The organism is Streptomyces sp. NPDC051561, from assembly GCF_044454195.1.
Taxonomy (GTDB): domain Bacteria; phylum Actinomycetota; class Actinomycetes; order Streptomycetales; family Streptomycetaceae; genus Streptomyces.
Window position 1 is genome coordinate 522,026 of the sequence record NZ_JBITDM010000002.1, and the last position, 22,444, is coordinate 544,469.

Annotated in this window: 29 protein-coding genes; 8 read left to right on the forward strand and 21 right to left on the reverse strand. The window is 70.0% G+C overall.

Annotated features, from left to right (window positions below):
- The first annotated feature begins 108 nt into the window (after positions 1-108).
- Positions 109-1,635, forward strand: a complete 1,527-nt coding sequence (locus ACIA73_RS06685; protein ID WP_399437186.1) for an alpha/beta fold hydrolase — start codon at positions 109-111, stop codon at positions 1,633-1,635.
- 95 nt (positions 1,636-1,730) lie between these two features.
- On the opposite strand, the gene ACIA73_RS06690 is transcribed toward ACIA73_RS06685, so the two are convergent.
- Complete coding sequence (locus ACIA73_RS06690; protein WP_399437187.1) at positions 1,731-2,825, reverse strand: serine hydrolase domain-containing protein; 1,095 nt, start codon at positions 2,823-2,825, stop codon at positions 1,731-1,733.
- A gap of 113 nt (positions 2,826-2,938) precedes the next feature.
- Between ACIA73_RS06690 and ACIA73_RS06695 the strand changes: the two genes are divergently transcribed.
- Positions 2,939-3,478: an HAD domain-containing protein gene (locus ACIA73_RS06695; protein ID WP_399437188.1), complete on the forward strand. Its 540-nt coding sequence runs from the start codon at positions 2,939-2,941 to the stop codon at positions 3,476-3,478.
- A gap of 27 nt (positions 3,479-3,505) precedes the next feature.
- Here the strand turns inward: ACIA73_RS06695 and ACIA73_RS06700 are convergent, their stop codons facing one another.
- From ACIA73_RS06700 to ACIA73_RS06715, 4 genes are all read right to left on the reverse strand, one after another.
- Entirely contained in the window at positions 3,506-3,634 is a 129-nt protein-coding gene (locus ACIA73_RS06700; protein WP_399437189.1) for a hypothetical protein, read from the reverse strand.
- Positions 3,635-3,734: 100 nt separating this feature from the next.
- Positions 3,735-4,637 carry a hypothetical protein gene (locus ACIA73_RS06705; RefSeq protein WP_399437190.1) on the reverse strand — a complete coding sequence of 301 codons (903 nt, stop codon included), beginning with the start codon at positions 4,635-4,637 and terminating at the stop codon, positions 3,735-3,737.
- A gap of 99 nt (positions 4,638-4,736) precedes the next feature.
- Entirely contained in the window at positions 4,737-4,955 is a 219-nt protein-coding gene (locus ACIA73_RS06710; protein WP_399437191.1) for a hypothetical protein, read from the reverse strand.
- A 49-nt stretch (positions 4,956-5,004) separates the two neighbouring features.
- A complete protein-coding gene (locus tag ACIA73_RS06715) occupies positions 5,005-5,859 on the reverse strand; it encodes an NAD-dependent epimerase/dehydratase family protein (protein WP_399437192.1) in 855 nt (284 codons plus the stop codon).
- A 180-nt stretch (positions 5,860-6,039) separates the two neighbouring features.
- Here ACIA73_RS06715 and ACIA73_RS06720 point away from each other — a divergent pair, with 180 nt between their 5' ends.
- Positions 6,040-6,888, forward strand: coding sequence for a helix-turn-helix transcriptional regulator (locus tag ACIA73_RS06720; RefSeq protein ID WP_399437193.1), 849 nt, complete (start codon positions 6,040-6,042; stop codon positions 6,886-6,888).
- Positions 6,889-6,916: 28 nt separating this feature from the next.
- Here ACIA73_RS06720 and ACIA73_RS06725 read toward each other — a convergent pair whose 3' ends face one another.
- From ACIA73_RS06725 to ACIA73_RS06735, 3 genes are all read right to left on the reverse strand, one after another.
- Positions 6,917-7,351, reverse strand: a complete 435-nt coding sequence (locus ACIA73_RS06725) for a VOC family protein (protein WP_399437194.1) — start codon at positions 7,349-7,351, stop codon at positions 6,917-6,919.
- Between the two features lie 95 nt (positions 7,352-7,446).
- On the reverse strand, positions 7,447-8,178 hold the full coding sequence (locus ACIA73_RS06730) for a hypothetical protein (protein WP_399437195.1): 732 nt from the start codon (positions 8,176-8,178) through the stop codon (positions 7,447-7,449).
- A 327-nt stretch (positions 8,179-8,505) separates the two neighbouring features.
- On the reverse strand, positions 8,506-8,952 hold the full coding sequence (locus ACIA73_RS06735; RefSeq protein WP_399437196.1) for an anthrone oxygenase family protein: 447 nt from the start codon (positions 8,950-8,952) through the stop codon (positions 8,506-8,508).
- A gap of 101 nt (positions 8,953-9,053) precedes the next feature.
- On the opposite strand from ACIA73_RS06735, the gene ACIA73_RS06740 reads away from it, so the two are divergent.
- The gene (locus tag ACIA73_RS06740) at positions 9,054-9,632 is read left to right on the forward strand and encodes a TetR/AcrR family transcriptional regulator (RefSeq protein ID WP_399437197.1); all 579 of its coding nucleotides are present in this window, start codon (positions 9,054-9,056) and stop codon (positions 9,630-9,632) included.
- A 63-nt stretch (positions 9,633-9,695) separates the two neighbouring features.
- Here the strand turns inward: ACIA73_RS06740 and ACIA73_RS06745 are convergent, their stop codons facing one another.
- Entirely contained in the window at positions 9,696-10,382 is a 687-nt protein-coding gene (locus ACIA73_RS06745; protein WP_399437198.1) for a helix-turn-helix domain-containing protein, read from the reverse strand.
- 63 nt (positions 10,383-10,445) lie between these two features.
- Here ACIA73_RS06745 and ACIA73_RS06750 point away from each other — a divergent pair, with 63 nt between their 5' ends.
- Both ACIA73_RS06750 and ACIA73_RS06755 read left to right on the forward strand, forming a co-directional pair.
- Positions 10,446-11,267, forward strand: a complete 822-nt coding sequence (locus ACIA73_RS06750) for an NAD(P)H-binding protein (protein WP_399437199.1) — start codon at positions 10,446-10,448, stop codon at positions 11,265-11,267.
- Between the two features lie 17 nt (positions 11,268-11,284).
- Positions 11,285-11,425, forward strand: a complete 141-nt coding sequence (locus ACIA73_RS06755) for a hypothetical protein (RefSeq protein WP_399437200.1) — start codon at positions 11,285-11,287, stop codon at positions 11,423-11,425.
- 34 nt (positions 11,426-11,459) lie between these two features.
- On the opposite strand, the gene ACIA73_RS06760 is transcribed toward ACIA73_RS06755, so the two are convergent.
- The 3 genes from ACIA73_RS06760 to ACIA73_RS06770 all read right to left on the reverse strand — a co-directional run bounded on the left by ACIA73_RS06760 (position 11,460) and on the right by ACIA73_RS06770 (position 13,751).
- On the reverse strand, positions 11,460-12,425 hold the full coding sequence (locus tag ACIA73_RS06760) for a VOC family protein (RefSeq protein WP_399437201.1): 966 nt from the start codon (positions 12,423-12,425) through the stop codon (positions 11,460-11,462).
- A 103-nt stretch (positions 12,426-12,528) separates the two neighbouring features.
- The gene (locus tag ACIA73_RS06765; protein WP_399437202.1) at positions 12,529-12,879 is read right to left on the reverse strand and encodes a hypothetical protein; all 351 of its coding nucleotides are present in this window, start codon (positions 12,877-12,879) and stop codon (positions 12,529-12,531) included.
- Between the two features lie 380 nt (positions 12,880-13,259).
- Complete coding sequence (locus tag ACIA73_RS06770; protein ID WP_399437203.1) at positions 13,260-13,751, reverse strand: ATP-binding protein; 492 nt, start codon at positions 13,749-13,751, stop codon at positions 13,260-13,262.
- 228 nt (positions 13,752-13,979) lie between these two features.
- On the opposite strand from ACIA73_RS06770, the gene ACIA73_RS06775 reads away from it, so the two are divergent.
- Together ACIA73_RS06775 and ACIA73_RS06780 are read left to right on the forward strand one after the other, a co-directional pair.
- Positions 13,980-14,831, forward strand: coding sequence for a helix-turn-helix domain-containing protein (locus ACIA73_RS06775; RefSeq protein WP_399437204.1), 852 nt, complete (start codon positions 13,980-13,982; stop codon positions 14,829-14,831).
- 11 nt (positions 14,832-14,842) lie between these two features.
- Complete coding sequence (locus ACIA73_RS06780) at positions 14,843-15,034, forward strand: hypothetical protein (protein ID WP_399437205.1); 192 nt, start codon at positions 14,843-14,845, stop codon at positions 15,032-15,034.
- A 4-nt stretch (positions 15,035-15,038) separates the two neighbouring features.
- Here ACIA73_RS06780 and ACIA73_RS06785 read toward each other — a convergent pair whose 3' ends face one another.
- The 9 genes from ACIA73_RS06785 to ACIA73_RS06825 form a co-directional block, all read right to left on the reverse strand.
- Positions 15,039-15,329, reverse strand: a complete 291-nt coding sequence (locus tag ACIA73_RS06785) for a hypothetical protein (RefSeq protein ID WP_399437206.1) — start codon at positions 15,327-15,329, stop codon at positions 15,039-15,041.
- Between the two features lie 86 nt (positions 15,330-15,415).
- On the reverse strand, positions 15,416-16,093 hold the full coding sequence (locus ACIA73_RS06790; RefSeq protein ID WP_399437207.1) for an OmpA family protein: 678 nt from the start codon (positions 16,091-16,093) through the stop codon (positions 15,416-15,418).
- A gap of 7 nt (positions 16,094-16,100) precedes the next feature.
- Complete coding sequence (locus ACIA73_RS06795; protein ID WP_399437208.1) at positions 16,101-16,700, reverse strand: hypothetical protein; 600 nt, start codon at positions 16,698-16,700, stop codon at positions 16,101-16,103.
- 32 nt (positions 16,701-16,732) lie between these two features.
- On the reverse strand, positions 16,733-17,350 hold the full coding sequence (locus tag ACIA73_RS06800; RefSeq protein WP_399437474.1) for a pilus assembly protein TadG-related protein: 618 nt from the start codon (positions 17,348-17,350) through the stop codon (positions 16,733-16,735).
- Complete coding sequence (locus tag ACIA73_RS06805; protein WP_399437209.1) at positions 17,347-17,655, reverse strand: hypothetical protein; 309 nt, start codon at positions 17,653-17,655, stop codon at positions 17,347-17,349. Before ACIA73_RS06805 ends, ACIA73_RS06800 begins: the two co-directional genes overlap by 4 nt.
- A gap of 143 nt (positions 17,656-17,798) precedes the next feature.
- A complete protein-coding gene (locus tag ACIA73_RS06810) occupies positions 17,799-18,863 on the reverse strand; it encodes a response regulator (protein WP_399437210.1) in 1,065 nt (354 codons plus the stop codon).
- Positions 18,864-18,920: 57 nt separating this feature from the next.
- The gene (locus ACIA73_RS06815) at positions 18,921-20,543 is read right to left on the reverse strand and encodes a sensor histidine kinase (RefSeq protein WP_399437211.1); all 1,623 of its coding nucleotides are present in this window, start codon (positions 20,541-20,543) and stop codon (positions 18,921-18,923) included.
- 5 nt (positions 20,544-20,548) lie between these two features.
- Positions 20,549-21,448, reverse strand: a complete 900-nt coding sequence (locus ACIA73_RS06820; protein ID WP_399437212.1) for a DUF5936 domain-containing protein — start codon at positions 21,446-21,448, stop codon at positions 20,549-20,551.
- Positions 21,449-21,468: 20 nt separating this feature from the next.
- A complete protein-coding gene (locus tag ACIA73_RS06825; protein ID WP_399437475.1) occupies positions 21,469-22,404 on the reverse strand; it encodes a type II secretion system F family protein in 936 nt (311 codons plus the stop codon).
- Positions 22,405-22,444: the final 40 nt, after the last annotated feature.

The window sequence follows — 22,444 nt, forward strand, 5'->3', positions numbered from 1 at the left end:
CGGGGCACCCCCCGGGGGCACCCCCGGGACCGCCCCTGGGGTTACCCCCACCCCAACCCACCAGCGGTCCGCATGTCCAACTGGCACCCCAGCAACCAGAGTTGCCCCATGACCAAGACCACCACCCGCACCGCCCTCGCCCTCCTCCTCTCCACCTCCGCGACCGCCGCCACCCTCGGCGCCACCTTCGCCCCTACGGCCACGGTAGCCCCCGCCACCTCCCCGCTCACCGCCTGGCGGGCCTGCGCCACCACCGAGGGCCCCACCGGCCAGGAGTGCGCGGAACTCACCGTCCCGGTCGACCACTCCGACCCCACCGGCCCCACCCTCACCCTCGCCGTGACCCGTGCGGTCAGCACGAAGGCGTCCGAGCGGCGCGGCACCCTCGCGGTGCTTCCGGGCGGCCCCGGGGGCTCCGGGGTGCAGAAGCTCACCTCGAAGGGCAAGGCGCTTCAGCAGCAACTGGGCGGCCGTTACGACCTGGTGGCGTTCGACCCGCGTGGCGTCGGCGGCAGCACCAAGGCCCACTGTGGAATCGCCGAGACGGACCGGCACCTGGTCAACCAGCGCTCGTGGCCGTCCGCTGACGGACGTATCGACGAGAACATCGACCGCTCCCGCCGGATAGCCGAAGCCTGCGCCCGCAACGGTGGTCCGCTCCTGCGCAGCTTCTCGGCCGAGAACGAGGTCAAGGACCTGGAGAGCCTGCGGATCGCGCTCGGCGAGCGGAAGCTGTCGACGTGGGCGACGAGTTACGGTGCGTACGTCGGGGCCGTCTACGCCACCCGCTACCCGCACCGCACCGACCGCTGGGTCCTGGACAGCGTCGCCGACCCCAACCCCCGCCTCCTCAACCGGGGTTGGATGGCGAACACTTCACGCGGCACCGAGGACCGCTTTCCCGACTTCGCCGCGTGGGCCGCCGACCCGGCCCGCACCACCCCCACCGAGGACCTCCGGCTGGCCACCACCCCCGCCCAGATCCGACCGCTCTTCCTCCGGCTGGCCGCCCAACTCGACCGCACACCACGCCAGTCGACCACCCCGGGCGTTCCGCTCACCGGCAACCGGCTGCGCCAGTCCCTCCAGGTCCAGCTCTACAGCGACAAGTCCTTCCCCGGCCTCGCCCGGATGATGAAGGCGGCCCTCGGCCCGGCGGGCACCCCCGCCGGTACGCCGGTCCTCACCCCCGAGATCACCGGCCCGACGTCCGACGCCGACGCCTCGGTCGTCATGGCCGGCGTCTGCAACGACACGGCCTGGCCCACCGACGTCTCCTCCTACCCCCGGGCCGTCGCCCGCGACCGCGCCCGCCACCCCCTGACCGCCGGTATGCCCGCCAACGTCAGTCCCTGCAACTTCTGGAAGCCCTCCCCCACCCACACCCCGACCCGCATCACCGACCGGGGCCCCTCCAACATCCTCATCACCCAGAGCCTCCGTGACCCCACCACCCCGTACTTCGGCTCCCTCAAGCTGCGCCAGGCGCTCGGCCAGCGAGCCCGGATGATCGCCAACGACGCCGGCGGCCACGGGATGTACCTGGCCAACGGGACCGCCTGCGGCGACCGCGCGGTCACGACGTTCCTCCGGGAGGGGATGCGGCCGGCCACGGACATCCGCTGCGGCAAGTGACGTCAGGGGTACGGGGAGGAGCGCGGCCCCCTCGGCGCGGGCGGCGCCCCTCCCCGTACCCCCTCGGTGCGGGCACCGTCTCTCCCCGTAACCCCTCACCCCGCTTCCCCCACCTCTCCCACTTCTCCCACCTCTCCCACCGCCTCCTCCACCCCCACCAGCAGCTTCTCCACCTCGGCACCCCACCGCGAGCTGACGACCAACTCCCGCGCCGGGTCGACCCAGAGCAGATGAGCGCCCCCGTTTCCGCGCGCGCAGCGACCGGTCCTCGAAGCTCCGGGCCAGACCGTCCGGTGATCGTTCAGCCACCACGACAAGCCGTAGTTGTCCTTGACGGGACAGGGCGTCCACATCTCCCCGACCCACTCCCCGGACACCACCTGCCGCCCGCCCCACCGCCCGCCGCGCAGACAGAGCTGTCCGATCCGTGCCATGTCCAGCGCACTGATCCACAGCCCGCCGCCCCAGTGCGCGCCCCCGGAGACCACCTCCAGCCGGCGCCCGCCGACCTCCACCACCGAGTTCTCGTACCCGTGCCACGACCAGTCCCCCGAGGCTCCGATCGGGTCCATCACCCGCTCCCGCAGCACCTCGGGCAGCGGCCTGCGCAACAGCACGGTCAGTGCCAGAGCCGCCAGATTCACCCGTACGTCGTTGTACGCCCAGCCCTCGCCGGGCGGCCCACCCGCCGACTCCGTACCCTCGCGGGTGCTCTGGGCGTCGACCCGGGTGGGCTTGTCCCAGAGTTCCCCCTCCCACTGGCTGGTCTGGTCGAGCAGGTGCCGCCAGGTGACCGCCCGCCCGTGCGCGCCCCCGAACTGCGGCAGGTCGACACTCTCCCGTACCGCCTCGTCCAGCCTCAACAGCCCGTCGTCATAGGCCACTCCGGCCGTCAGCGCCAGCACGCTCTTGGTCGCGCTGTACGCCATCTCGACCCGCCCCGGCTCCCCCCACCCGGCGAGCACGACCCCACGGCGCACCACGACTCCGCTCGCCCCTCCCCCGTCGAGCAGCGGCCCCACCACCTCCCGGTGGGAGGCGTCATCGACCTGCGCATCGAGGTACGCCGCCATGTCCCCCACCCCCAGAACCGACCGCGCGGCCTGCTCCGCCACCACCTCCGCCAGCCGCTCCTGGTCCACCCCCGCCCAAGCGCCTCCGCCCTCGACACCCTCCCCGAAGCTGCCCACCCACCCACCCCTTGCTCGCCACCGAGACCCCGGCCCATCCTCACGCCCACCACCCCTATCCCAAGATCGTCCGCCTGACCAGCCCCCTCTTGCCGGAGCGCTACGGTTCCGGCGTGACCTCACCTCCGCCCCTCCTCTTCCTCGATGTCGACGGCCCCCTGATCCCCTTCGGGGCGACACCCCGGCAACTCCCCGACGGCTACCCGACGTACCAGCCCACCCACCACTCCCCAGCAGCCGACGCCCACCCCCTGATCTCCCGGATCAACCCCGCCCACGGCCCCCGCCTGCTGGCCCTGCCCTGCGAGCTGATGTGGGCCACCACCTGGATGGCCGACGCCAACGACTGCGTGTCCCCCTGGCTCGGCCTGCCCGAACTACCAGTGGTCGACTGGCCGGACCCCTCCGACGAGGACACCAGCGGTGGCCTCCACTGGAAGACCCGGGCCTTGGTCGACCGCGCGGCGGGACGACCGTTCGCCTGGGTCGACGACGAGATCGGCGACGCGGACCGCGCATGGGTCGAGTCGCACCATCCGGACCGTGCGCTACTGCTGCGCGTGGATCCTCAACTCGGGCTCACCGAAGCCGACTTCGGCACCCTGGAGGGCTGGTTTCGTCGGCGGCCCTCGGGCGAAGCCCGGGAGGCGTAGCTGGTCACGTCAGTGGGGCGCGCGCCATCAGGCGGGCGGAGCCGGGGGGCCCCGCGCCTCCCTGCCCGGGGTGGTGATGTCGGTGACGCCGTGCAGGATCGCCACCACCTCGTACTGTCCGGGGTCCGACCACACCTCGCGCCAACTCGTGGGCACGCAGGCGTGTTGCGCGAGGCCGCCCATGCTCAATGGTTCCGTGTCGATGCACGCGTGCCGGAGGCCGGTCGCCGCGCCTCGCGCCGGGCTGTCGCGGGCACTACGCGGATCCGTACCCCGGCTCGTAGGGGAGGGGGCGGCCGGTGACGGCGTCGAGGAGGACGCGGTCGCCCAGGGGGCGGGTCAGCTTGACCGTCACTGACTGGATCAGCCCCTGCTTTGCGCAGAGTTCCTCGTTCTCCCGCTCCTTGACGGAGGGCGAGAGGACCACGCTGCCGGCTGTCTCCAGTACGTCGACGACGGCGCCGTCGTCGCAGGCGCCGTGCAGGGCGATCACGGTCAACGAGCGTGCGTCCGTGGTGATTTGGCTCAGGTGGTGGAGGGGGACGCCGAGTTCGCCGCTCGCGTCGTCGATGGGTGGGCGGGGCGGCTTGGACGGGAGGACGGCGGCGTACTTCAGGGGTGTGTCGTAGCCGGCCAGGGTGAAGTGCCAGGCGGGGACGGTGGCCGGGCCGCGGGTGGTGGTGAGGGTCATGGTGCCCGGCTTCACTCCGGTCACCGTGAGGTGCGGGTCGTCGGCCGCGCGGTCGCCGGTCCCGCCGTTCCTTCCTTTCAGGGCTTTCAGCGAGTCCTCCACCCTCTGGAGAGAAAGGGTGAGCGTCTTCTTGGCGCTCGCCGCCCACGTCACGTGGCCGGCCTTGGGAAGGGTGGCGTTCAGCTTGCCCGACGGAATCAGGCTGCGGCCTCCCCAGGCGTGCTCGTCGGCCTTGTTACGGAGTCCACCTCGCGGGAGCTGGAACACGTCCTCCATGGGGTGGTATCCGCCCCGCCACTCCGCCGCCGCGGCCGACCCGTCCCAGGCCTCGGCCACCTGCCGGGCGCGCTCCGCCGGCCGCTGCGCGTGGTCGTCGCTCCCGGCGCAGGCGGAGGTGGCGCCCAGGCACGAGGCAAGCAGGAACAGGGCCACGGGTCTGCCGGTGGAACGGGACGACCTGACGCGCATGCGAACTCCCGGTGGTGTGACGGAGGGATGGTGTGATGGCTCGCTCCGTCTGACGCGTCCACCCCGGGTCGGGTTTCACCCGGCGCGGGAGGAGCGGGACTACTCCGAGGGCGGCGGCGTGCGCGGCGTACGGCCCGCCGACTTCAGCTGCCGTACACCCAGCACCAGCGCGGCCGCCCCCGTCACCGCGCTCACCACCCCCGCGACCTGGCTCGGCCCCTCCAGATCGGCGACCAGCACCCACGCCAACAGCCCCGCCGCCACCACCGCGCCGACCCCGGCCAACGCCCAGCAGAACGACCTCAGTCCACCTGTCATGCGGCCAGTCTCGCGTAATGGGGGTGCGAGGGCGGAACCGGAGCGCCCCCTACAGCACCCCCGCCTCCCGTGCCGTCCACACCGACGGGATCAGCGGGCGGTAGCCGAGTTCGTGGCGGATGCGGGTCGTGGACATCACGCTGTGCCAGGGGTCGGCGGCCTCCTTGTCGTACGCCTCCTGCGGGATGGGTGTGCCGTGGAGCTGGTAGAGGTCGACCGTGGTGACGGGGGTGTCGTCGGCGATGTTGTAGACGCCGTGCGCCCCGGGGGCGTACAGCAGGCGTCGCAGGCCCTGGGCGACGTCGAGATGGTGGCCCATGTGCAGGCGTTGCAGGGCGGGCCAGTGGAGTGCCCATTGCATGACGTCGGTGAGGTGCGGGTCGCCGTCGCCGTAGACGAAGGGCAACCGTGCGATACGGAGATCATCGAGGCCCTCCACGGCCCCGAGCGCACGCTCCGCCTCCCACTTGGACTCGGGGTAGGCGCCCCAGAGCTGACCGCCCGGCACCGTCTCGTCGCTCTCGACCAGCATCCGGCCGCGCCCGGCGCCGTACACGAGCCCCGTGCTGACCTGCACGAACCTCCGCACACCCGAAGCCACCGCGGCCCGCCCCAGCTCGACGGCCGCGTCCCGGTTGACCGCCCACGCCTCCTCGTCCGGCACCCCTCGGAACGCCGCGGCCACATTCACCACCGCGTCCGCGCCCGCCGTCGCCTTGGCCAGCGCCTGCCCGTCGCGCAGATCGCCGACCACCACCTGGGCGCCGAGCTCCGCGAACCGCTCGCCGCGTGCCGCGTCCCGCACCAGTACCCGCACCTCGTCGCCGGGCGCCGCGCTCTGCAACAGCCGCGGTACGAAACGTCGCCCGACCTGCCCCGTCGCACCCGTCACCAATGTCAGCATGGCCGCCTCCTCGTTGTCATAGCCAGTCGTGGCCAGTGGTGGCCGTGTCCGACTCGCTGCCGTAGCCGGTCGTAGCCATGTCCGAAGCGTGCGCGGCCGACGGCAGCGGCGGGAGGGACGCGGTTGTCCAGGGACCGGCGCTCCCTGGCTACGCGTCCCGCCCTGACGCATCCTCGTAGCGTGAACCGCACCGAACTCGCCGACTTCCTGCGCCGTGCCCGCAGCCGCCTGGCCCCCTCCGACGTGGGCCTGAGCGCGGGTCCGCGCCGCCGCACCCCCGGTCTGCGCCGCGAGGAGGTCGCGCAGCTCACTGGCATGTCCACGGACTACTACACCCGCCTGGAACAGCGCCGCGGCTCGCACCCCTCCCGCCAGATGCTCACCGCACTGGCCCGCGCCCTGCGCCTCACGGACACCGAACGCGACCACCTGTTCCACCTGGCCGGCCAGGAACCACCGCGCTCCGGCGGCTCCTCGGACCACGTCCGCCCGGGACTGCTGCTGATCCTGGACCGGCTGTACGACCTCCCGGCGTCGGTGCTCAACGACTGGGGCGGGGTCCTCGCCCAGAACGCGATGTCGATCGCGCTCACCGGCGACCACACCGGCCGCAACCTGATCCGCCACTGGTTCACGGACCCCGGCGCGCGGGACCTCTTCCCTCGCGAAGCGCACGAGCGGCACGCCCGCACCCACGTGGCCGGCCTGCGGTCGGTCACCGCGGCCCGCCCCGACGCCCCTGGCCCCGCCGCCCTGGCCTCCGAACTCCGCGCCAAATCGGCGGAGTTCGCATCCCTCTGGCAGTCCCACGAAGTCCTCACGCGCCGCCCCACCACCAAGCGGTTCCTCCACCCGGTGGTCGGCACCCTCGACCTCGACTGCGAGGTCCTGCTCAGCGGCGGCCACGACCAGCTTCTCGTGGTCCACTCCGCCCGGCCGGGCACGGCCACTTACGAGCGTCTCGAACTCCTGCGGGTGGTCGGGCTCCAGGACCTGAGCCCGAGCCCGACCCCGCCCCCGACCCCGTGAGGGAACCGGCGGCTGCCCCTCGGTCGAGTCAGTCGAGGCAGAACTCGTTGCCCTCGATGTCCCGCATGTTGATGCACGACTCGTTCTCCTCGTCGGCGTACAACACCTGATCGCACACCGCCCCGAGGGCGACCAGGCGGTCGCATTCCGCCTGGAGGACGGCGAGGCGTTCGGCGCCGACCAGACCGGTGCCGGCGCGGACGTCGACGTGGACGCGGTTCTTCGCGGTCTTGCCCTCGGGCACGCGCTGGAAGTAGAAGCGGGGTCCCGCGCCGGTGGGGTCCTGAGCCACCGCCCACGCGTCCCGCTCCTTGGGCGGGAGTGATGCGTGGTACTCCTCCCAGGTGCCGAAGTCATCCGGCACGGAAGGGAGTTCATACCCCAGCACCTCGCACCAGAAGCGGGCAACGCGCCCCGGCGACGCACAGTCGAAGGTGATCTGGACCTGCCTGAGAGTTGTCATCGGGTCAACCTAGCGGGGGTGCCGGGGAGCGGTGACGCTGGGGAGTGGTGACGTGGGGACGAGGGTCTGCCCGGGTGACCTGGAGTTCTGGCTGTTCAGCTGGAGTTCTGGCTGTTCAGGGTCCGCAGCCGTTCCGCGGTGCGGGTCAGTACCCGCTTGGCAGGTGGGGAGTCCGGGCCGTAGGAGGCCTGCGACAGGTCCCAGCCCGAGAGGCTGACGAGGGCGACGTAGTTGCCCTCGCGGAGCAGGTAGAGCGCCTCGTCGCTGCTCAGCAGGTCGGCGGCGAAGAGTTCGGGGATGCGGGCCCGGTGCAGGCCGATGCTGCGGTCGCCGAGTTCGGGAGGCAGGGGGAGGGATTGCGTCGCGACGGTGAGGACCGGGTTCTCGCCGTTCTCGCGGAGGACGGGGATCTCCAGGCCGGAGCAGGTCAGGGGGGCGTCGACCATGGCCCTGGTCAGGCGGTTGATTTCCGCGTCGGGGAGGTGGGCCACCTGGATGCTGAGCTGGAGGTTGCTGTCGGTGAGGAAGTTGGCGTACGCCGCGGGGCGGATCTCGTCGGACTCGACCCGCAACCGCCAGTCCCGCAGGGTGCTCTCGTCGCGGTAGCACTCCGCGCTGAGGGACTGCGGCACCTCGGTCACGTACTCCTTCGTGGGGAGCGACGGGTCGCTCGGCTTCCACAGGTTGCCCAGGGCGGCCAGGGTGGGCAGACCGTACCGCCGGAGGTCCTTGGAGGGGGCCTGGCCGGAGTGGGTGACGAGGAAGGGGGTGGCGACCAGGAGCGCGAGGGCTGCTACGGCGAGACGTACGGAACGCACAGAGCGCACGGAAAGCACGGAAGGCACGGGACGTATTCGCCGGGGGGCTCGTGAGTGCGCTTCGTCGGAGGGCATCCGTGGATCGTATGCATGCGCCGCGCGGGCCGCCCCGACTTCCGGGCCGGGCATGCCGGGGTGCGGGACGGGGAGGGTTCAGACACAGGCTCTCAGTCGATGGTCGATGGGCGTCACCGGGTCGTTGACCGGGCGGCTGGACCCCGATGGGTCTGCCGGGGAGTACATGCATTCAGCGGTGCCCATATCGCATGAAAAATTCACGAAGACAGGCAAAAACGCCCCATACGGGGCGTTCTCGTCTTCACCGGGCCGGTGGGCTCAGGAGAGGGCGGTTGCCAGCAGGGCGAAGGCGGCGATGATGACGGCGACGCGGACGTAGTGGAAGCGGTCCCAGCGGGCCGACTGCTCCTTCCAGTCCGCGGGCCGGTTCTCGGGGGTCCAGGTCTTGCTCCGGTTGTTGATCGGGACGAGCAGCAGGATCGACATGACCACGCTGACGATCAGCAGTGCGGCGGCGATGACGACGAGGCCGGAGCCGGGTTCGTTCCATCCGGTGATGGCCCAGACCGCGCTCAGGGCGAGCGAGGCGAAGTACCAGAAGGGCATCAGCGCGCCGAGCATCCGGCCGCCGTGGGCGCGGCCGAGCTGGCCGCTGTCCTCCGGGAGCGCGCCGAGTATCCGGTTGACGATGAAGGCGACGGAGAACTCCACCCCCACCATCAGGCCGACGAACACGGTGGTGAAGACCTCAAGTGCGTTGAGCATGACGGCCCCTCTGCAGATGCTGGAATCTAGCGTTGCTAGGTGATGGAGGTGACGCTAGTACTACTGCCGCTTGTTTGTCTAGCGGTGCTAGGATCCGAGTTATGTCGGTCAAGGAACGCAAGGAACGTGAACGGGCGGCCCGTGAGCGCCTCATCGTGGCGACGGCCCGCGAACTCGCCGAGCAGCAGGGCTGGGACGCGGTCACCACCCGCCGGCTCGCCGAGCGCATCGAGTACAGCCAGCCCGTCCTCTACAGCCACTTCCGCGGCAAACGGGAGATCATCGGCGCCGTCGCCATGGAAGGCGCCACCGAGATGGCGGCGGCTCTGCGCGCCGCGGTCGCCACCGCCGATGCCCCGCGTGAGCGGGTCTCCGCCCTCGCCCGCGCCTATCTCGACTTCGCCGCCCGCAACCCGGCGGTCTACGACGCCCTGTTCCAGCTCGACGGCGGCCTCGCCTTCGCGCACGAGGACACTCCGGAGCCGCTGAAGGACGCCTTCGCCGCACTCCTTGAGACACTCGGCGAGGTCGCCGGGGACGGGGTCCACCCGGGGCTGTTCACCGAGGTGTTCTGGGCGGCACTGCACGGCCAGGCCACCCTGACCCGGGCGGGACGGCTGCCGCCGGAGGAGACCGCACGGAGGGTGGAGCTGGTGGTGGAGCGGCTGGCTGTGCTCTGACGTACCGGACGGGCGTGGGCCGCCCCTCCCCCGTACGAGCCGTGATGCTTCCGGTCCTCGGCCTCAGGCGGTGCACGCGGTCGCGGCGGGGCGTCGCCCAGCGGCGAACGCCGCCGGTGGGACACCCATGAAGTGCCGGAACTCGGCCGTCATGTGGGACTGGTCGTAGTAGCCGGCCGTCGCGGCGATGTCCGACCAGCGGCCCGCGTCGGCCGCGAGCACGGCGCGCACGCGGGCGATGCGTGCGAAGCGCTTCGGGGACAGGCCGGTGGCGTCGGTGAACAGGGCGTGCAGGCGGCGCTCACTGAGGTGCAGCCGGGCGGCGGTCTCGGTGACGGTGGCGCCGACCAGGAGCCGCGCCGCCTCCTCGACCCGCTCCGACGGCTCCGGAAGCCCGGCCAGTGCTTCTTCGAGTGCGGTGGCGGGGTCGGCGGCGAGCTGGTCGACGTCCAGGCCGTGCAGTTCAGCGAGCGGCAGTACGCGGTCGGCGAGATCCCGCAGCGGACGGCCGAGCAACGCCTGGGCCCGGCCCGGCCGCATGCGCACCCGCACGCACGAGTGGCCGGGCGCGGCGGCGTGATAGGCGGCCTGGGTACGGGGCCCCATGACGACCAGTTCGCGCTTGTCCGTACGCAGCAGAAGCGTGGTGGCGTGATCGGGTACGTCGAACCCCGGCGAAGCGTCCGCCGTGGCGACCTCGATCCCGCTCACCCAACGCCCGAGCGAGCGCGGCACGTTGAGAGAACTCACCCGCCCCACGATAGTGCCGAAACTTCCTATTCCGAGGTGGGAGGTCACTGTCATCGTCGGAACATGATTCTTGTAACCGGTGCCACGGGCACCGTCGGTAGCCACGTCGTCCGCCTGCTCACCGATCAGGGCGTGCCGTTCCGGGCGATGTCCCGCCGCGAGCTGCCCGGCGGGGTACGGGCCGACTCCTGGGTACGGGCCGACTTCGACGACCCGGCGTCGCTGGCGCGTGCGGTGGCCGGTGTCGACACGGTCTTCCTCGTCTCCGTACCTCCCGTCCCGACCCCGGACCACGACCTCGCCCTGCTGACAGCCGCACGGGCGGCGGGCGTCCGCAAGATCGTCAAGCTGTCCGCCATCGGCAGCGGCGAGCGGTTCGAGGGGTCGACCGTCGGCGCCTGGCACCTCGCCGCCGAAGAAGCGATCGAGGCCAGCGGGCTCGCCTGGACGATGCTCCGCCCGACGAGCTTCGCCTCGAACTTCCTGTGGCACCGCACGCCCATCCTGGCCGGAGACCCGCTACCCAACCTGACCGGCGACTCCCAACAAGCCGTCGTCGACCCGAGGGACGTCGCCGCAGTAGCCGTCACCGCCCTGACCAGCGACGGCCACAACGGCCACCGCTACGACCTGACCGGCCCCCAACTGCTGACCTTCCCGGACCAGGCGGCGATCCTGGAGGGCGTCCTCGAACGCCCAATCAAGATCGCCGACGTGCACGCGCTCGACCAACTGCCGCCCGCGATGGCCACTGGCGTCGGCTGGGCACGCGCCGGTGGTGCGTCCTACGTCACCGCCCACGTCCCGCAACTGCTCGGCCGCCCGGCGGGCACGTTCGAGCAGTGGGTTCGCGACCACCGGGAGGCGTTCGCGGCGACGCCGTAACCCGGGCTGCGGGAGGGGTGATCCTCGGGACCGGCGGAATCAAGAACTGCACCTGCGGGCAGAAGCAGACAACGATGACGAGCACCAAGGCACGTACGACCGCGCTGATCACCCCCGTCGAGCAGGACGCCCAGAACGAAGCGAAGGCGTTCGCCTAGGGCGGGCGGGCAAGACCACTCGCCGACTGCTTGATCAGCTCCTCCAGGGCGCCGTTGACGGTGGCCGCCTCGGTCCTGGTACCTCCCGGAAGATCAGAGCTGCTCCGAGGGCCGCTCCGGCCGGAACGAAGAGTTCCGCTCGGCCCGTCTCGCGTACGGGAAGTCCGTTCTCTGCAAGCAGCGCACGCACCCGCGCGAGGTCAGGGACGGAAACCGTGCAGGCGACGAGCGCCGGGAGCGCGGGCGGATCCTCACCCGGCAGCAGCTCTGGGAGATCGGCCTCGGTCAGGAGGGTGACCGGCCCCTCCGTGGGGATCGGCCCGCCTAGATATCGCTCGTACCGCTCGCGAAACAAGGGGAGTTGACCGTCAGGTACGCACAGCACCGCCTCGACGAGGTCCTGGGCGCCGTTGGGGTGGTCGAGGTGACGGGTGTGCTGGAATTCGGGGTCCAAGTCGGCGACGACGCCGACCCGCCCTTCCGGCGCACCGCCGAACTCCAGGTAGCGGACGGGCTCCGTGCGCGTCCCCTCGGGCGTCTCGACCGGTCTGCCGACGGTGTTCACCCCGCCGTGTCCTACGCCGCCAGCGGTGAGCCGGTTCCCCGTGCCGTCGATGTCCGGCGAGGAGAACATCAGGATGTGGAGCCCTTCGAAGCGATCGCACCATCCGCCGAGCTGGGCGCTGGTCTCCTCGATCCGCGCCATGACCAGGGAGAGCTTCTCCGGCGGCACCTGGAGCGGAACGATCCGCGCGTCGGGCGGGAGGCCCGCCGCGTCCCCAGGCCTCACCGGCGTCACCAACTCGATGAAGCTCCGGGAGAAGTCGGCGTGGGTGTTCGCTGTCCCGAAGGGCTCCGGCGCGGCACCCTCGCGGGGTGCCAGGGCCGGCACGCTGGGCGGCGGAACACGAAATCCGAGCCGACGGTAGAGCGCTATGGCCTGTGCCATGTCGCTGACCACGTGACCAACGTGATGTAAGCGTGCGATGTCATGAGGCATGACCTCACCGTAGGCCGAGAAATAGAGGCCGGTGGCGGCTCGCGCACCGAATGGCGCTCGACCTGATGCGCGAAGTGGCCCGGGTGATCGGCTCTGACGAACCCTAGAGTCGGCGTTGTGCCGTCTCGACGCTGTCCTCACCACTGGTGTTGAACGCGATGGCGGCCTGTGGCGCATGGCGGTGGATCAGATTCACGATCTGCTCGAAGAGCGGAAGCAACTGCTCCGTCTTGCGGATTCCGGCCCCGACAACCACCACGTCCCAGGCACGCTCGGCCAACGACGCGACGAGCGTGGGCTCGGCCGACTCGCCGAACACGACCAACGTCATGGCGGCTTCGATGCCGTGCTCCCCGAACCGGGTCAGCTCCCGGTCCAGGGCCGCACGAAGGCCCTCCGCGTCGACGCCGGGTATTGCCTGCGGGTCATAACCAACAACAAGTACGCAAGACATGCGGCCAACCTACTCACGCCTCTCCGAGCATGACCCGCCGGACAGGACAGGACAGGACCGGATCGCGATGGCCGGCTTCGACGACGCAGCCGGCTTGTGGCGTTGGCTGCGGGGGACTTTCGGAGAGTGCGGGGGCCGGTGGGGGCGGGCTGAAACACCCCCACCGGGAAGGTCAGGCGGCGTTGGCGGGCGAGGGCGAGGGCTCCGCAGTGGGTGCGGATGTGACGCCCCTCTGCTTGCCCTTCCGACGAAGCCGACGGTCTTGAGCACCTTGCCCCTCTGTTCAGTACGCAGCACAGCCTGAACAGCGGGTCCGTGCCGAGCTTTCGCTCGCGGTGGACCGGGTCGGGTGTCCCATTCCGCGAGGAGGAGCGCGGGAGTCAACTGGGGAGGTTCACCCAAGTCTTGGTGCCTTGGTGGGGTGGGGTGGAGGGGGTGATTCCCCATTCGCCGCCCCAGTCTTCGACGGTGACGGAGAGGAGCCAGAGAGAGCGGATGCGGCGGGTGGTGCAGACGGTGCGGGTGTCGGGGTCGAGGTGGGGTGGGTGCTGGTCCCAGAGGACGAGGCGGAGGATGTCGTCGCGGTGGCGGAGAGAGAGGTAGAGGTCGGTGTGGGGGGCGAGTCTGGCGGCCGTCGCGATGAGTTCGGTGATCACGAGGGTGGCGGCGAGGGTGTGGCGGTCGAGGTGGTAGGCGTCCAGGGCGGCGGCCACGGCGGTACGGGCGATGGCGGCGGACCGGGGCTCGGCGGGGAGGGTGACGCTGAGCGCGAGGGCGTCTGCCGGGTTCTCGTCGGGTGGGTCGAGGGCCGGGCAGAGCGGTGGGTTGCTGGGCGGCGAGTAGTCCGGCGACAAGCTGAGGGTGATCGACATTGAACACACGCTCCCTTGAGTGAGGGCGAAGTCGGCTGCACCGGTGCGTGGACGAGTGGTGGCAATGTCGCCTTGCGGCTGGGCGCGGCAGGGCGGTGCGCTTCCAACTCGGTTGCGTAGCTGGTGCGTTACTGAATGTAGAGCATCAGGGAGTACGTGTACTACCTTTGACGGGAAGCGTCACTCCATAGGTGGACCTCCCTCCGACCGCCGGGGCAGACTGACCCCATGCCGCCGAGGAGCACACCCACCGAACGTCAGCGACGACTCGGAGCCGAGTTGCGCAAGATGCGCATAGCGGCTGGCATGACCACCGAGTACGCCGCCGGGCTGCTCGGCGTACCGCGCACCAACGTGCCGAACATGGAATCCGGCAGGTCCGGCATCAGCTCTGACCGCGTGCGCACGCTGGCCTGCAACTACGGCTGCGCTGACCAGAGTTACGTCGACGCGCTGGCCGACATGGCCGGGCGGGCCGAGAAGGGCTGGTGGGAGGCGTACCGGGGCAAGCTGCCCACCTCGTTCCTCGACATCGCGGAGACCGAGTGGCACGCGCGCTCCCTGCGCATCGCGCTGTCCGTCCACATGCCCGGCCTGCTGGACACCGAGGAGCACGCCCGCGCCGTGTTCGACCAGGTGATTCCTCCGCTACCGACGGCCGACATCGATGTACGGCTCGCGCATCGCATGGACCGCAAGCGGGTTCTGGAGCGGCCGAATCCTCCGTCCGTCGACCTGGTCGTCCACGAGGCGGCGCTGCGCATGGAGTTCGGCGGAACCGAGGTCACCCGCAAGCAACTGGCCCACCTACACGCCGTATCGGAGCAGGAGAACGTGACCGTGCGGGTCATCCCGTTCAAGGCGGGCGGATTCCCCGGTGCCGGTCAGTCGATCACGTACGCCGAGGCCGCAGCCCCACAGCTCGACACCGTGCAGTTGGACAGCACCCACGGTCCCGAGTTCATCGACTCGGAGATGCAGCTCCACAAGTACCGCGCCCAGCTCGACCGGATGCGCGAAGTGGCTCTCTCGCCCGACGCGTCCCGAGACTTCATCCAGACCTTGGCCAACGACCTCTAGGAGATTCCGCCGTGCCCCTCATCAACTGGGACGAACCCTTCTGCGGCGAAGGAGCCAACTGCTTCCGGCTCGGGACGGATGAGGAGGGCAACGGGTACATCGCCGTACTCGGGCAGGAGGACACCCCGCTGACCGACACCCGCGAGGCTCTGCGGAATCTGATTCTCGACATCAAGGCGGGCAAGGCGGACCACCTTCTCTGACCGGTCAGGATGGCAACGTCTGGTGGCCGGCCAGGCAGAGGCGGAAGCGGGTCTGGTCCTCGGGCTCGATGAAGACCTGCTGGCCCCAGTGGGCGGTGAGGCGGGCGGCCACCTCGATGAGGCGGCGGCGTTCCTCCGGGGTGTGGGCCGGGTAGCGGGCCCAGCCGTCGTCGGCGATCTTGTTGCCGAGTTCGGTGAAGAGGAGGTTGCGGTAGCGGGCTTCCTCTTCGGCGCTGAGTGGAGTGGGCGCGTCCGGGGCGGGCTGGTGCCGGACGTTGCGGAGGTCACGGGTCACGGTGGGGCTCGCTTTCCGTGGGGGAAGAGAAGAAGGGACGGACCCGGATGGTAGTCCGGGTCCGTCCCTTCGTGGTGCCGGTTTGGTCAGGTGCTGGGGGAATCGGCCGCGTTGGGGGCTTCGCCGCGCGGGAAGGTGACTTCCACTCGGCGGTTCTTCTTGCGGCCCTCTTCGCTGGAGTTGTCCGCGATCGGGTAGTCCTCGCTGTAGCCGCGGACCTCGAAGGTGACGTCGGAGCCGAGGGTCTTGGCGAGTTCGTTCTGGACCATGTCGGCGCGCTTCTTCGAGAGCACCTTGCCGTGCTCGTAGGAGCCGAGGTCGTCGGTGAAGCCGAAGACGCGGATCTTGGTCGCCTTGTTGGTCAGCGCCTCCTGGGCGATGGCCTTGATGCGCGAGGTCGCCTCGGGCTGGAGCTTGGCGCTGTCCTTGGGGAAGAGGACCTCGGCCTGGAGGGCGAACTTGACGTCGGAGTTGGTGTCCTCGCGTCGTTCCTCGCCGCCGAGGTCTTCGACGATGGACTTGATGTCGAGGACGCGGGCGGGGGCCAGGGTGGCGCCCTCGCTCATCTTCAGACCGGGCGCGTTGGCGTCGATCTTGGGCGGCGGCGACGTGGTCGTACTGCCCGGGGGCGTGCTGGGGCCGTCGCCTGCCGGTGGGGTGGGATCGGCGTGGGCCCCGGTGGCGGAGAGCGCCAGGACCAGGGCGGTGGCCGAGAGGGTCGCGGCCCATGCGGCTGGGCGACCTCGGGAGTGGATTACAGACATGTGCTGCTCAGCCCTCCGAGATCTCGATGGTGGCGGGGGGCATGTCGGCGATTTGGAAGTCGACCTTGGTGGCGGTGGTGGGGGGCGCCGGGAACTGTGCGTAGAAGGTCTTCTCTTCGCCGCGCTTAAAGCCGCCTGAGAAGTTGGTGCAGAGGCAGCGGCCGTCGGTGTCGCGGAGGATCAGGTACTTCTTCTTACCCGCTCGGTCTACCAGGGCGGCACCCGCCATTGAGGCAGAGTTAGCACGCAGTTCTTTCTCATCTCCGCGCCAGTTGGTCGGATTCCAGGCTCCGTCTTTTCCGTTTACCGCCTTGCCCGTGACAGTGACGAAACCCGCGGAATCCCGTACGGCAGAATTGACCACCAGTGTGTGACCATCTCCGTTCTTCACCTCGGCCAGGACGTTGTCGCCTGCTGGCGGCTGCGCCGAGGTTTCCTGCGGTTTCGCGTCGGGCTTCTTGTCCGGCGTGGGTACAGAAGAGGCCGACGTGTTCGGCTTCTCGACGCCAGGGTCACCGCCGCATCCGACCACCGAGACGGCCAGACCAGTCGTGATCGCTACAGCGGTCAGTGCCCTTCGGGCCTTCGTGGTGTGCCGCATGCTCATCAACAGCTCTTCCTTTGCTTGTCGTTCGCTCGCTACTTGACCAGATGGACGGAGAAGAGATCCTTCGGCTCGGGCAGCAGGCCGGGGAATTCGACGATCTTCTTGGGGTCGATCGTCCAGACCATGCCGTCCTTGCAGTGGACGAACACCAATTTGGTCGGGTCGCTCTCCGGGCCGATGATGCACCGGGGCTCAATCACCGCAGTAGCTTTCGCCTTGGCGTGCTTGTTCTCCGTACCGGGGATGACGGAATCGCCCACTGTGAAACGTGTTTCGATCTCTACCGAACGGGTGGCGAACCCCTTGGAGGAGAGACCCATATTGGGGCCGCCAATGAGGTTCGAGTCGTTCTGGTTGGCGAGTGCCGTCGCACTTCCCGCACCGTTGGCCACGGGCCCTTCACCAGTCAGCCAGATCAACCACATCGCGGGATTGGCAATGTCCCGGAAGAAGTTGTCGGTCAACTCGTCCCGGGACTCCTGGGCTGCGGCAAGTGCAGATGCGTCGGCAGCAGACTGACCGCCACTGCGAGCAGAGGCGGCCTGGGCGAAGGCGAAGAGCGCAAACGCGACAAAGAGCAGGAGCCCCACCACCATGATGTAGATGGGGAACGCCTGCCCTCGGTCGCCGCTTGCGCTGCTGGCGATCAGCCGCCGACGATGTCGTCGACCGCGTCGCTGATTGCCTCCGAGATCGTGGTGTCCAAGTCCAGCTCGTTCACCGCGACCACGATCAGCGCGATGATGACGACCAGGCCCGCGTACTCCACCACGCTCGCGCCACGGTCCTGGCGCTCCCGCATGTTCTGGACGGTGGCCTTGCTCCACATGGTGAGCGAGATGTACGCCTTGGTCATCTGAGTCTTCATGATGTGGCCCTCCGGGTCGGAACGTCTGTTGGTCAGCAGCGCCACCCGCGTCCCCGTCGGCGTCCCGGCCGGTCTCGCTTGCGACACCAGAAACGTACGTCCAAGAGGGGGATTCCCCTGAGGGCCCCTGGGCCCAACTGCGGGCCCAAAGGGGGAGTTGGGCCCCACGGCCCACCGCACCCACCACCCTCACGGCTACGCCGGCCTCGTCTTCCCGCACCATCAGTCGCTCAGCCACGACCGATCACCCCTCCCCCGTTGAAACCGCTGCTGCCGTTGCCGCCCCTCGCCGTCCTGGTCCCGATCCACATCGCGATGGCTTCGCTCCGGCTGACACTGTGCAGCTTTGCGAAGATGCGGTTGATGTGGTTCTTGACCGTTTTCTCGCTGATGAAGCAGGTGGCGGCGATTTGCTGATTGCTCATACCGGCTGCTATCAGGTCCATGACCTCCACCTCCCTCGAACTCAGTCCAAACTGCTGCCTGTTGACCGTACCCGGCTCAGGCCCCGCCGGATAATGTGCCACAGCCGGTTGCGATTGCGAAGGGGTTTGGTGATGTCGATCAGAAGTTGAGACAGGTGGCCCCGGATCGCGGTGTGCGGTGTCCGGGGCGATTGCGCTGCGACCGGTGTAAGGGACGCCTGTGGAGTAGACCGAGCCGAGGCCCTCGGGTAGGGGGCGTACGTCCTGGCCCGCCTGGTTGCCTGCCCGCACGTGGGCGAGCAGGGCGTTCTGGGCGGAGGTGGTGAAGTAGGCCCGCCCGGCCTTCAAGTCACGGACCGCGCTGATCAGTTGCTCGGCGGTGAACTCGCCGTGGACCACATATCCACCCGCGCCGAGCCGCAGCGCCTCCTGCACGATCTCGCTCTCGCGGCTGTACGTCAGCATCATCACCGGGGCGACCTTCACCAGGTGCGGGAGGGCGGAGATGCCGTCGACACCCGGCATACGGACATCCAGGAGGACGACGTCCGGGCGGTGGTTCTGGGCGGCGGCCAGGGCCTCTCGGCCGTCGGTGGCCTCTGCGACGACCTCGATGTCGTCTCGGGTGCCGAGGAGGGCAGTGAGACCGGCCCTTACGACGGGGTTGTCGTCGGCGACGACCACTCGTAGGACGGGTGGGGGGCCGAAGAGGTCGTACGAGGACTCGGGGGGGATGGGGAATGCCGCCGCCGGAGGGGGGACGGGGATTCCGTTGGGGGTGTGTTCCGAGCGGGGAACCACCGAGTGTGACGAGGTGTGGGTCGAGGGAACGGTTTGGGGGCCTGAGCGGTAGGGGCTTGGGTCCGGCATGGTGCGGCCTCCTCTCGGAGTTGGGGGACGGGGGTTTGGTGGGGCGGGAGCGGTGGCTTAGGTGGGCCAGAGTGGGGTTTGGGCGGGTTGGTGGTCAGGGGTGGGCCGGGGCGGGAGGGGTGCGACTCCGTCGGGGGCCGCCCCCTTGCCCACCCGTTCCGCCCCCGGGGGGCGGCCCCGCTGCCCAAGGGAGCTACCGGGAGCGGGGAGGGGAGGCGGGCCCTGCTGCCCAAGGGGGCTACCGGGAGCGGGGAGGGGAGGCGGGCTCTGCTGCCCGAGGGGGCTACCGGGGGTGGAACTACCGGGGGTCGCCGGGGACCGGCCCAGGGCGGAGGTGGGGAGTTCCAGGCGGACTTCGGTGCCGTTGTGGCTTCGGCCTCGGCCGATGCGGATGCGGGCGCCGATTCCGGCGGCTCGTTCGACCATGCCGACCAGGCCGAAGTGGCCGGCCTTGCGGAGGTCTTCGAGGTTGAGGGAGGAGGGGAGGCCCAGGCCGTCGTCGAGAATGCTGAGCTTCAACATGCCGTTGGATACGCCCAGTTCGAGGGTGACGCGGGCGGCTCGGGCGTGGCGGTGGCTGTTCTCCATGGCTTCGGAGGCGATGGTGATCAGAGGGCGGGCGACGGCGCTGGGGACGGCGGGCACCGGTGCGTCGCCGGTGGGCAGGAGGGTGGCGCGGACTCCCGTACGGGAGGAGAAGTCGGCGACCCGGGCGGCGAGCTCGGAGGCGACGTCCACTCCCCCGCCCTCGTAGTCGGCCTGGCGGCGGAGGTCGGAGAGGATCTCCCGGGACTCCGCTGCCGCGCGGCGGGCCGAGCGGGCGACCATGCCTGCCTGGTGCTTGACCGTGAGCGGGTCCATGCGGTCGGCGGACTGGGCGAGGGCGTCGGCGGAGAGGGCGACTCCGTGCAGGGTCTTGGCGACGGAGTCGTGCATCTCGCGGGCCAGGCGGGCGCGTTCCTCGTCGACGGCGCCGGTGACCGCCAGGCGGGCCTTGGCCTCGGAGAGGGCCTGGGTGGCTTCGCCGAAGCGGAACATCAGGTTGCGGAGGGTCACGCCGATGACTCCGGCAGCGACACAGAAACCGCAGATGAGGAGGGTGGCGGTGGGACCGTTGAGGCGGGCGGACCAGGCACCGTACGCGAGGGCGAGAAGCAGGATCTGGACGGCGGCGAAGATGCCCGCGCCGCGCCAGCCGTAGAGCAGGCCCGCGAGGAGGGGGGTGCAGACCGTGGCGTAGCCGAGTACGGAATCGGGGGACGCGGTCAGCAGGAGTACCGAGCCGAAGACCAGGTCGGCGGCCATCAGCGAGCGGTACTTGATGAGGAGAGGGGCGAAGGTCTCCCAGTCGCGGAGCATCGCGTAGGCGCCGACGAAGGTGACGATTATGGCGCCGCCTACGAGCCAGGAGCCGAACTGGCCCTGGGCGCGGTTCAGGGCGAGCGGGGCGCCGATGGCGATCATCGCGAGGCGGAAGGCGAAGACCTGGCGGCAGAGGGCCTGGAGTGCGTTGATCTGGATGGGGAGGCTGGGCGCGGGTACGTCGTCGGAGAACGCGGAGGCCGGTAGGGCGGCGGCGCGGTCGTCGGGGTCGCCGTGCAGGTGGCTGTCCACGGTGGAGGGCCCGGTGTCCCGCCGTCGGAGCTTCGCCGTGAACGCGGTCAGCGTGGTGGGGGGCATGGGCATCAGCCGCCGAAGATCGAGCCGACGTCCGCGCCGGATCCGAGGAACATGTTCGCCACGATCAGGATCAGCGTGGCCGGGACCATGAAGACGAGGGTGACCACCGTGGTCTTGGGGATGGCCTTGGCGGCGCGGCGCCGGGAGTTCTGGGCGTCGGTGCGGCGCATGTCGTTGGCGATCTGGATGAGGGTGTCGGCGATGGGGGCACCGAGTTCCTCGCCCTGCTGGAGCGCGGTGACGAACTGCGAGACCTGCTCGGACTCGTTGCGCTTGCGCATCTCCTCGAAGGCGATGCGGCGGCTGACGCCCATGTCCATCTGGCGCAGGGTGATGCGGAGTTCGTCGGCCCACGGGCCTTCGTACTTCTCGGCGACCCGGTCGAGCGCCTGACGGAAGCCGAGGCCCGCGCTGACGACGACGGCGAGTACGTCGAGGAAGTCGGGGAGGGTGCGTTCAATGACGTCCTTGCGGGCGCGGATGGCCTGCCAGATCAGCAGGTCGGCCGCGAACCAGCCGTACGCCAGGCAGAAGACGGCGAACAGGTTGTAGCCGCTGATCAGGCAGAGCAGACCGGTCAGACCGCCGAAGATGCCGTACGCGGCACGCCTGGCCGCATAGCGGTCGAGGGTGAGACCGCCGGGGTTGCCGGCCATGTCGATCTTGCGGCGCTTCTTGTCGACGAGCTTGGGGCCCATCGTGGAGAGCACGGTGGGGGCGAAGCGCATGCCCGCCCGGTCGATCGCCGAGTCCTTGGCGGAGACGCGGGACGCGCCGATCTCCAGGGCTATGGCGAGGTCGGTGGGGACCTTGGCCTCTGCGCGGTAGAGCTTGATGCCGTAGGCGATTCCGGCGACGCTCAGGCCGACCACCAGGGCGAGGCCGAGGCCGATGAGTGCTGACATTTCCTTTTCTCCCCGTCCCCTCAGACGTCGATCTTGCCGATGCGGCGCATGGCCACGAAGCCGAGTGCGTACAGGGCGACCGAGACGGCGACGACGATCTGGCCGATGGGATGGCCGGTCATCTTCTCCATGGAGCCCGGGGTCATCGAATTCAGCATGATCATGGCGCCGAGGCCCATCAGCGGGACGGTGTACGCCGTCGCGTTGACCTCGGAGAGCATGGTGCGGACCTCGCGCCGGGTCTCCTTGCGTTCCTCAAGGGTCTCGGTGAGGTTGCGCAGCGAGCCGACGACCGTACCGCCCGCCTTGTTGGAGAGGACCAGGGTGGTGACCAGAACGACCAGTTCCCGGGAGGGGAGCCGGTCGGCGAGCTCACCGAGAGCCTCGTCGATCGAGCGGCCGACCGCCAACTGGTTCGCCACGGTGGCGAGTTCCTCGCCCGCCGGGGCCTCCAGCTCCTCCGCCGCCATGCCGAGTGCGGTACGCAGGGCCAGGCCCGCCGCCGTCGCGTTGGCGAGGATGCGGGACAGGTCGGGGAGCTGGTTGATGAAGGCTTCGATGCGCTTCTGGCGCTGCCAGTTGAGGAAGGTGACCGAGGACCAGATGGCGACCACGGCGGCGATCGGACCGAAGAAGGGAGCCAGGACCGAGGTGGCGATCAGCCAGAGTCCGGCGGCGCCCACCACGACGTACACGAAGAACTCGCCGGGGGTGACGTCCAGCCCGGTGGCGGAGAGCCTGAGCTGGAGCTTCTTGCCGAAGGTGGTCTTGCGGAGGCGGCGGTCCACTCCCCGGAAGTAACGGCTGCGGCCGGTCTCGGTGGCGGCGGTGAGGGCGAGGCGGTTCTCCAGGGCGGCGCGCTCGGCTCGGCCCGACGAGAAGATGTGCAGGCCGATGGTGGCGAGCACGCAGGTGAGGAGCGTGGCGCCGACGGTGAGCAGGGCGGGGTTGCTCAGCTCGCCGAAGACGGCGGCCAGCTCTGTGGGTGCCGGCCCG

Bases quoted from the DNA above. Each gene is read 5' to 3' on its own strand.
- ACIA73_RS06790 (WP_399437207.1), bottom strand. From the start codon at position 16,093: ATGTCTGTAATCCACTCCCGAGGTCGCCCAGCCGCATGGGCCGCGACC.
- ACIA73_RS06760 (WP_399437201.1), bottom strand. From the start codon at position 12,425: ATGCCTCATGACATCGCACGCTTACATCACGTTGGTCACGTGGTCAGC.
- ACIA73_RS06810 (WP_399437210.1), bottom strand. From the start codon at position 18,863: ATGCCGGACCCAAGCCCCTACCGCTCAGGCCCCCAAACCGTTCCCTCG.
- ACIA73_RS06715 (WP_399437192.1), bottom strand. From the start codon at position 5,859: ATGCTGACATTGGTGACGGGTGCGACGGGGCAGGTCGGGCGACGTTTC.
- ACIA73_RS06765 (WP_399437202.1), bottom strand. From the start codon at position 12,879: ATGTCTTGCGTACTTGTTGTTGGTTATGACCCGCAGGCAATACCCGGC.
- ACIA73_RS06750 (WP_399437199.1), top strand. From the start codon at position 10,446: ATGATTCTTGTAACCGGTGCCACGGGCACCGTCGGTAGCCACGTCGTC.
- ACIA73_RS06735 (WP_399437196.1), bottom strand. From the start codon at position 8,952: ATGCTCAACGCACTTGAGGTCTTCACCACCGTGTTCGTCGGCCTGATG.
- ACIA73_RS06795 (WP_399437208.1), bottom strand. From the start codon at position 16,700: ATGAGCATGCGGCACACCACGAAGGCCCGAAGGGCACTGACCGCTGTA.
- ACIA73_RS06770 (WP_399437203.1), bottom strand. From the start codon at position 13,751: ATGTCGATCACCCTCAGCTTGTCGCCGGACTACTCGCCGCCCAGCAAC.
- ACIA73_RS06815 (WP_399437211.1), bottom strand. From the start codon at position 20,543: ATGCCCCCCACCACGCTGACCGCGTTCACGGCGAAGCTCCGACGGCGG.
- ACIA73_RS06685 (WP_399437186.1), top strand. From the start codon at position 109: ATGACCAAGACCACCACCCGCACCGCCCTCGCCCTCCTCCTCTCCACC.
- ACIA73_RS06740 (WP_399437197.1), top strand. From the start codon at position 9,054: ATGTCGGTCAAGGAACGCAAGGAACGTGAACGGGCGGCCCGTGAGCGC.
- ACIA73_RS06705 (WP_399437190.1), bottom strand. From the start codon at position 4,637: ATGCGCGTCAGGTCGTCCCGTTCCACCGGCAGACCCGTGGCCCTGTTC.
- ACIA73_RS06775 (WP_399437204.1), top strand. From the start codon at position 13,980: ATGCCGCCGAGGAGCACACCCACCGAACGTCAGCGACGACTCGGAGCC.
- ACIA73_RS06725 (WP_399437194.1), bottom strand. From the start codon at position 7,351: ATGACAACTCTCAGGCAGGTCCAGATCACCTTCGACTGTGCGTCGCCG.
- ACIA73_RS06820 (WP_399437212.1), bottom strand. From the start codon at position 21,448: ATGTCAGCACTCATCGGCCTCGGCCTCGCCCTGGTGGTCGGCCTGAGC.
- ACIA73_RS06710 (WP_399437191.1), bottom strand. From the start codon at position 4,955: ATGACAGGTGGACTGAGGTCGTTCTGCTGGGCGTTGGCCGGGGTCGGC.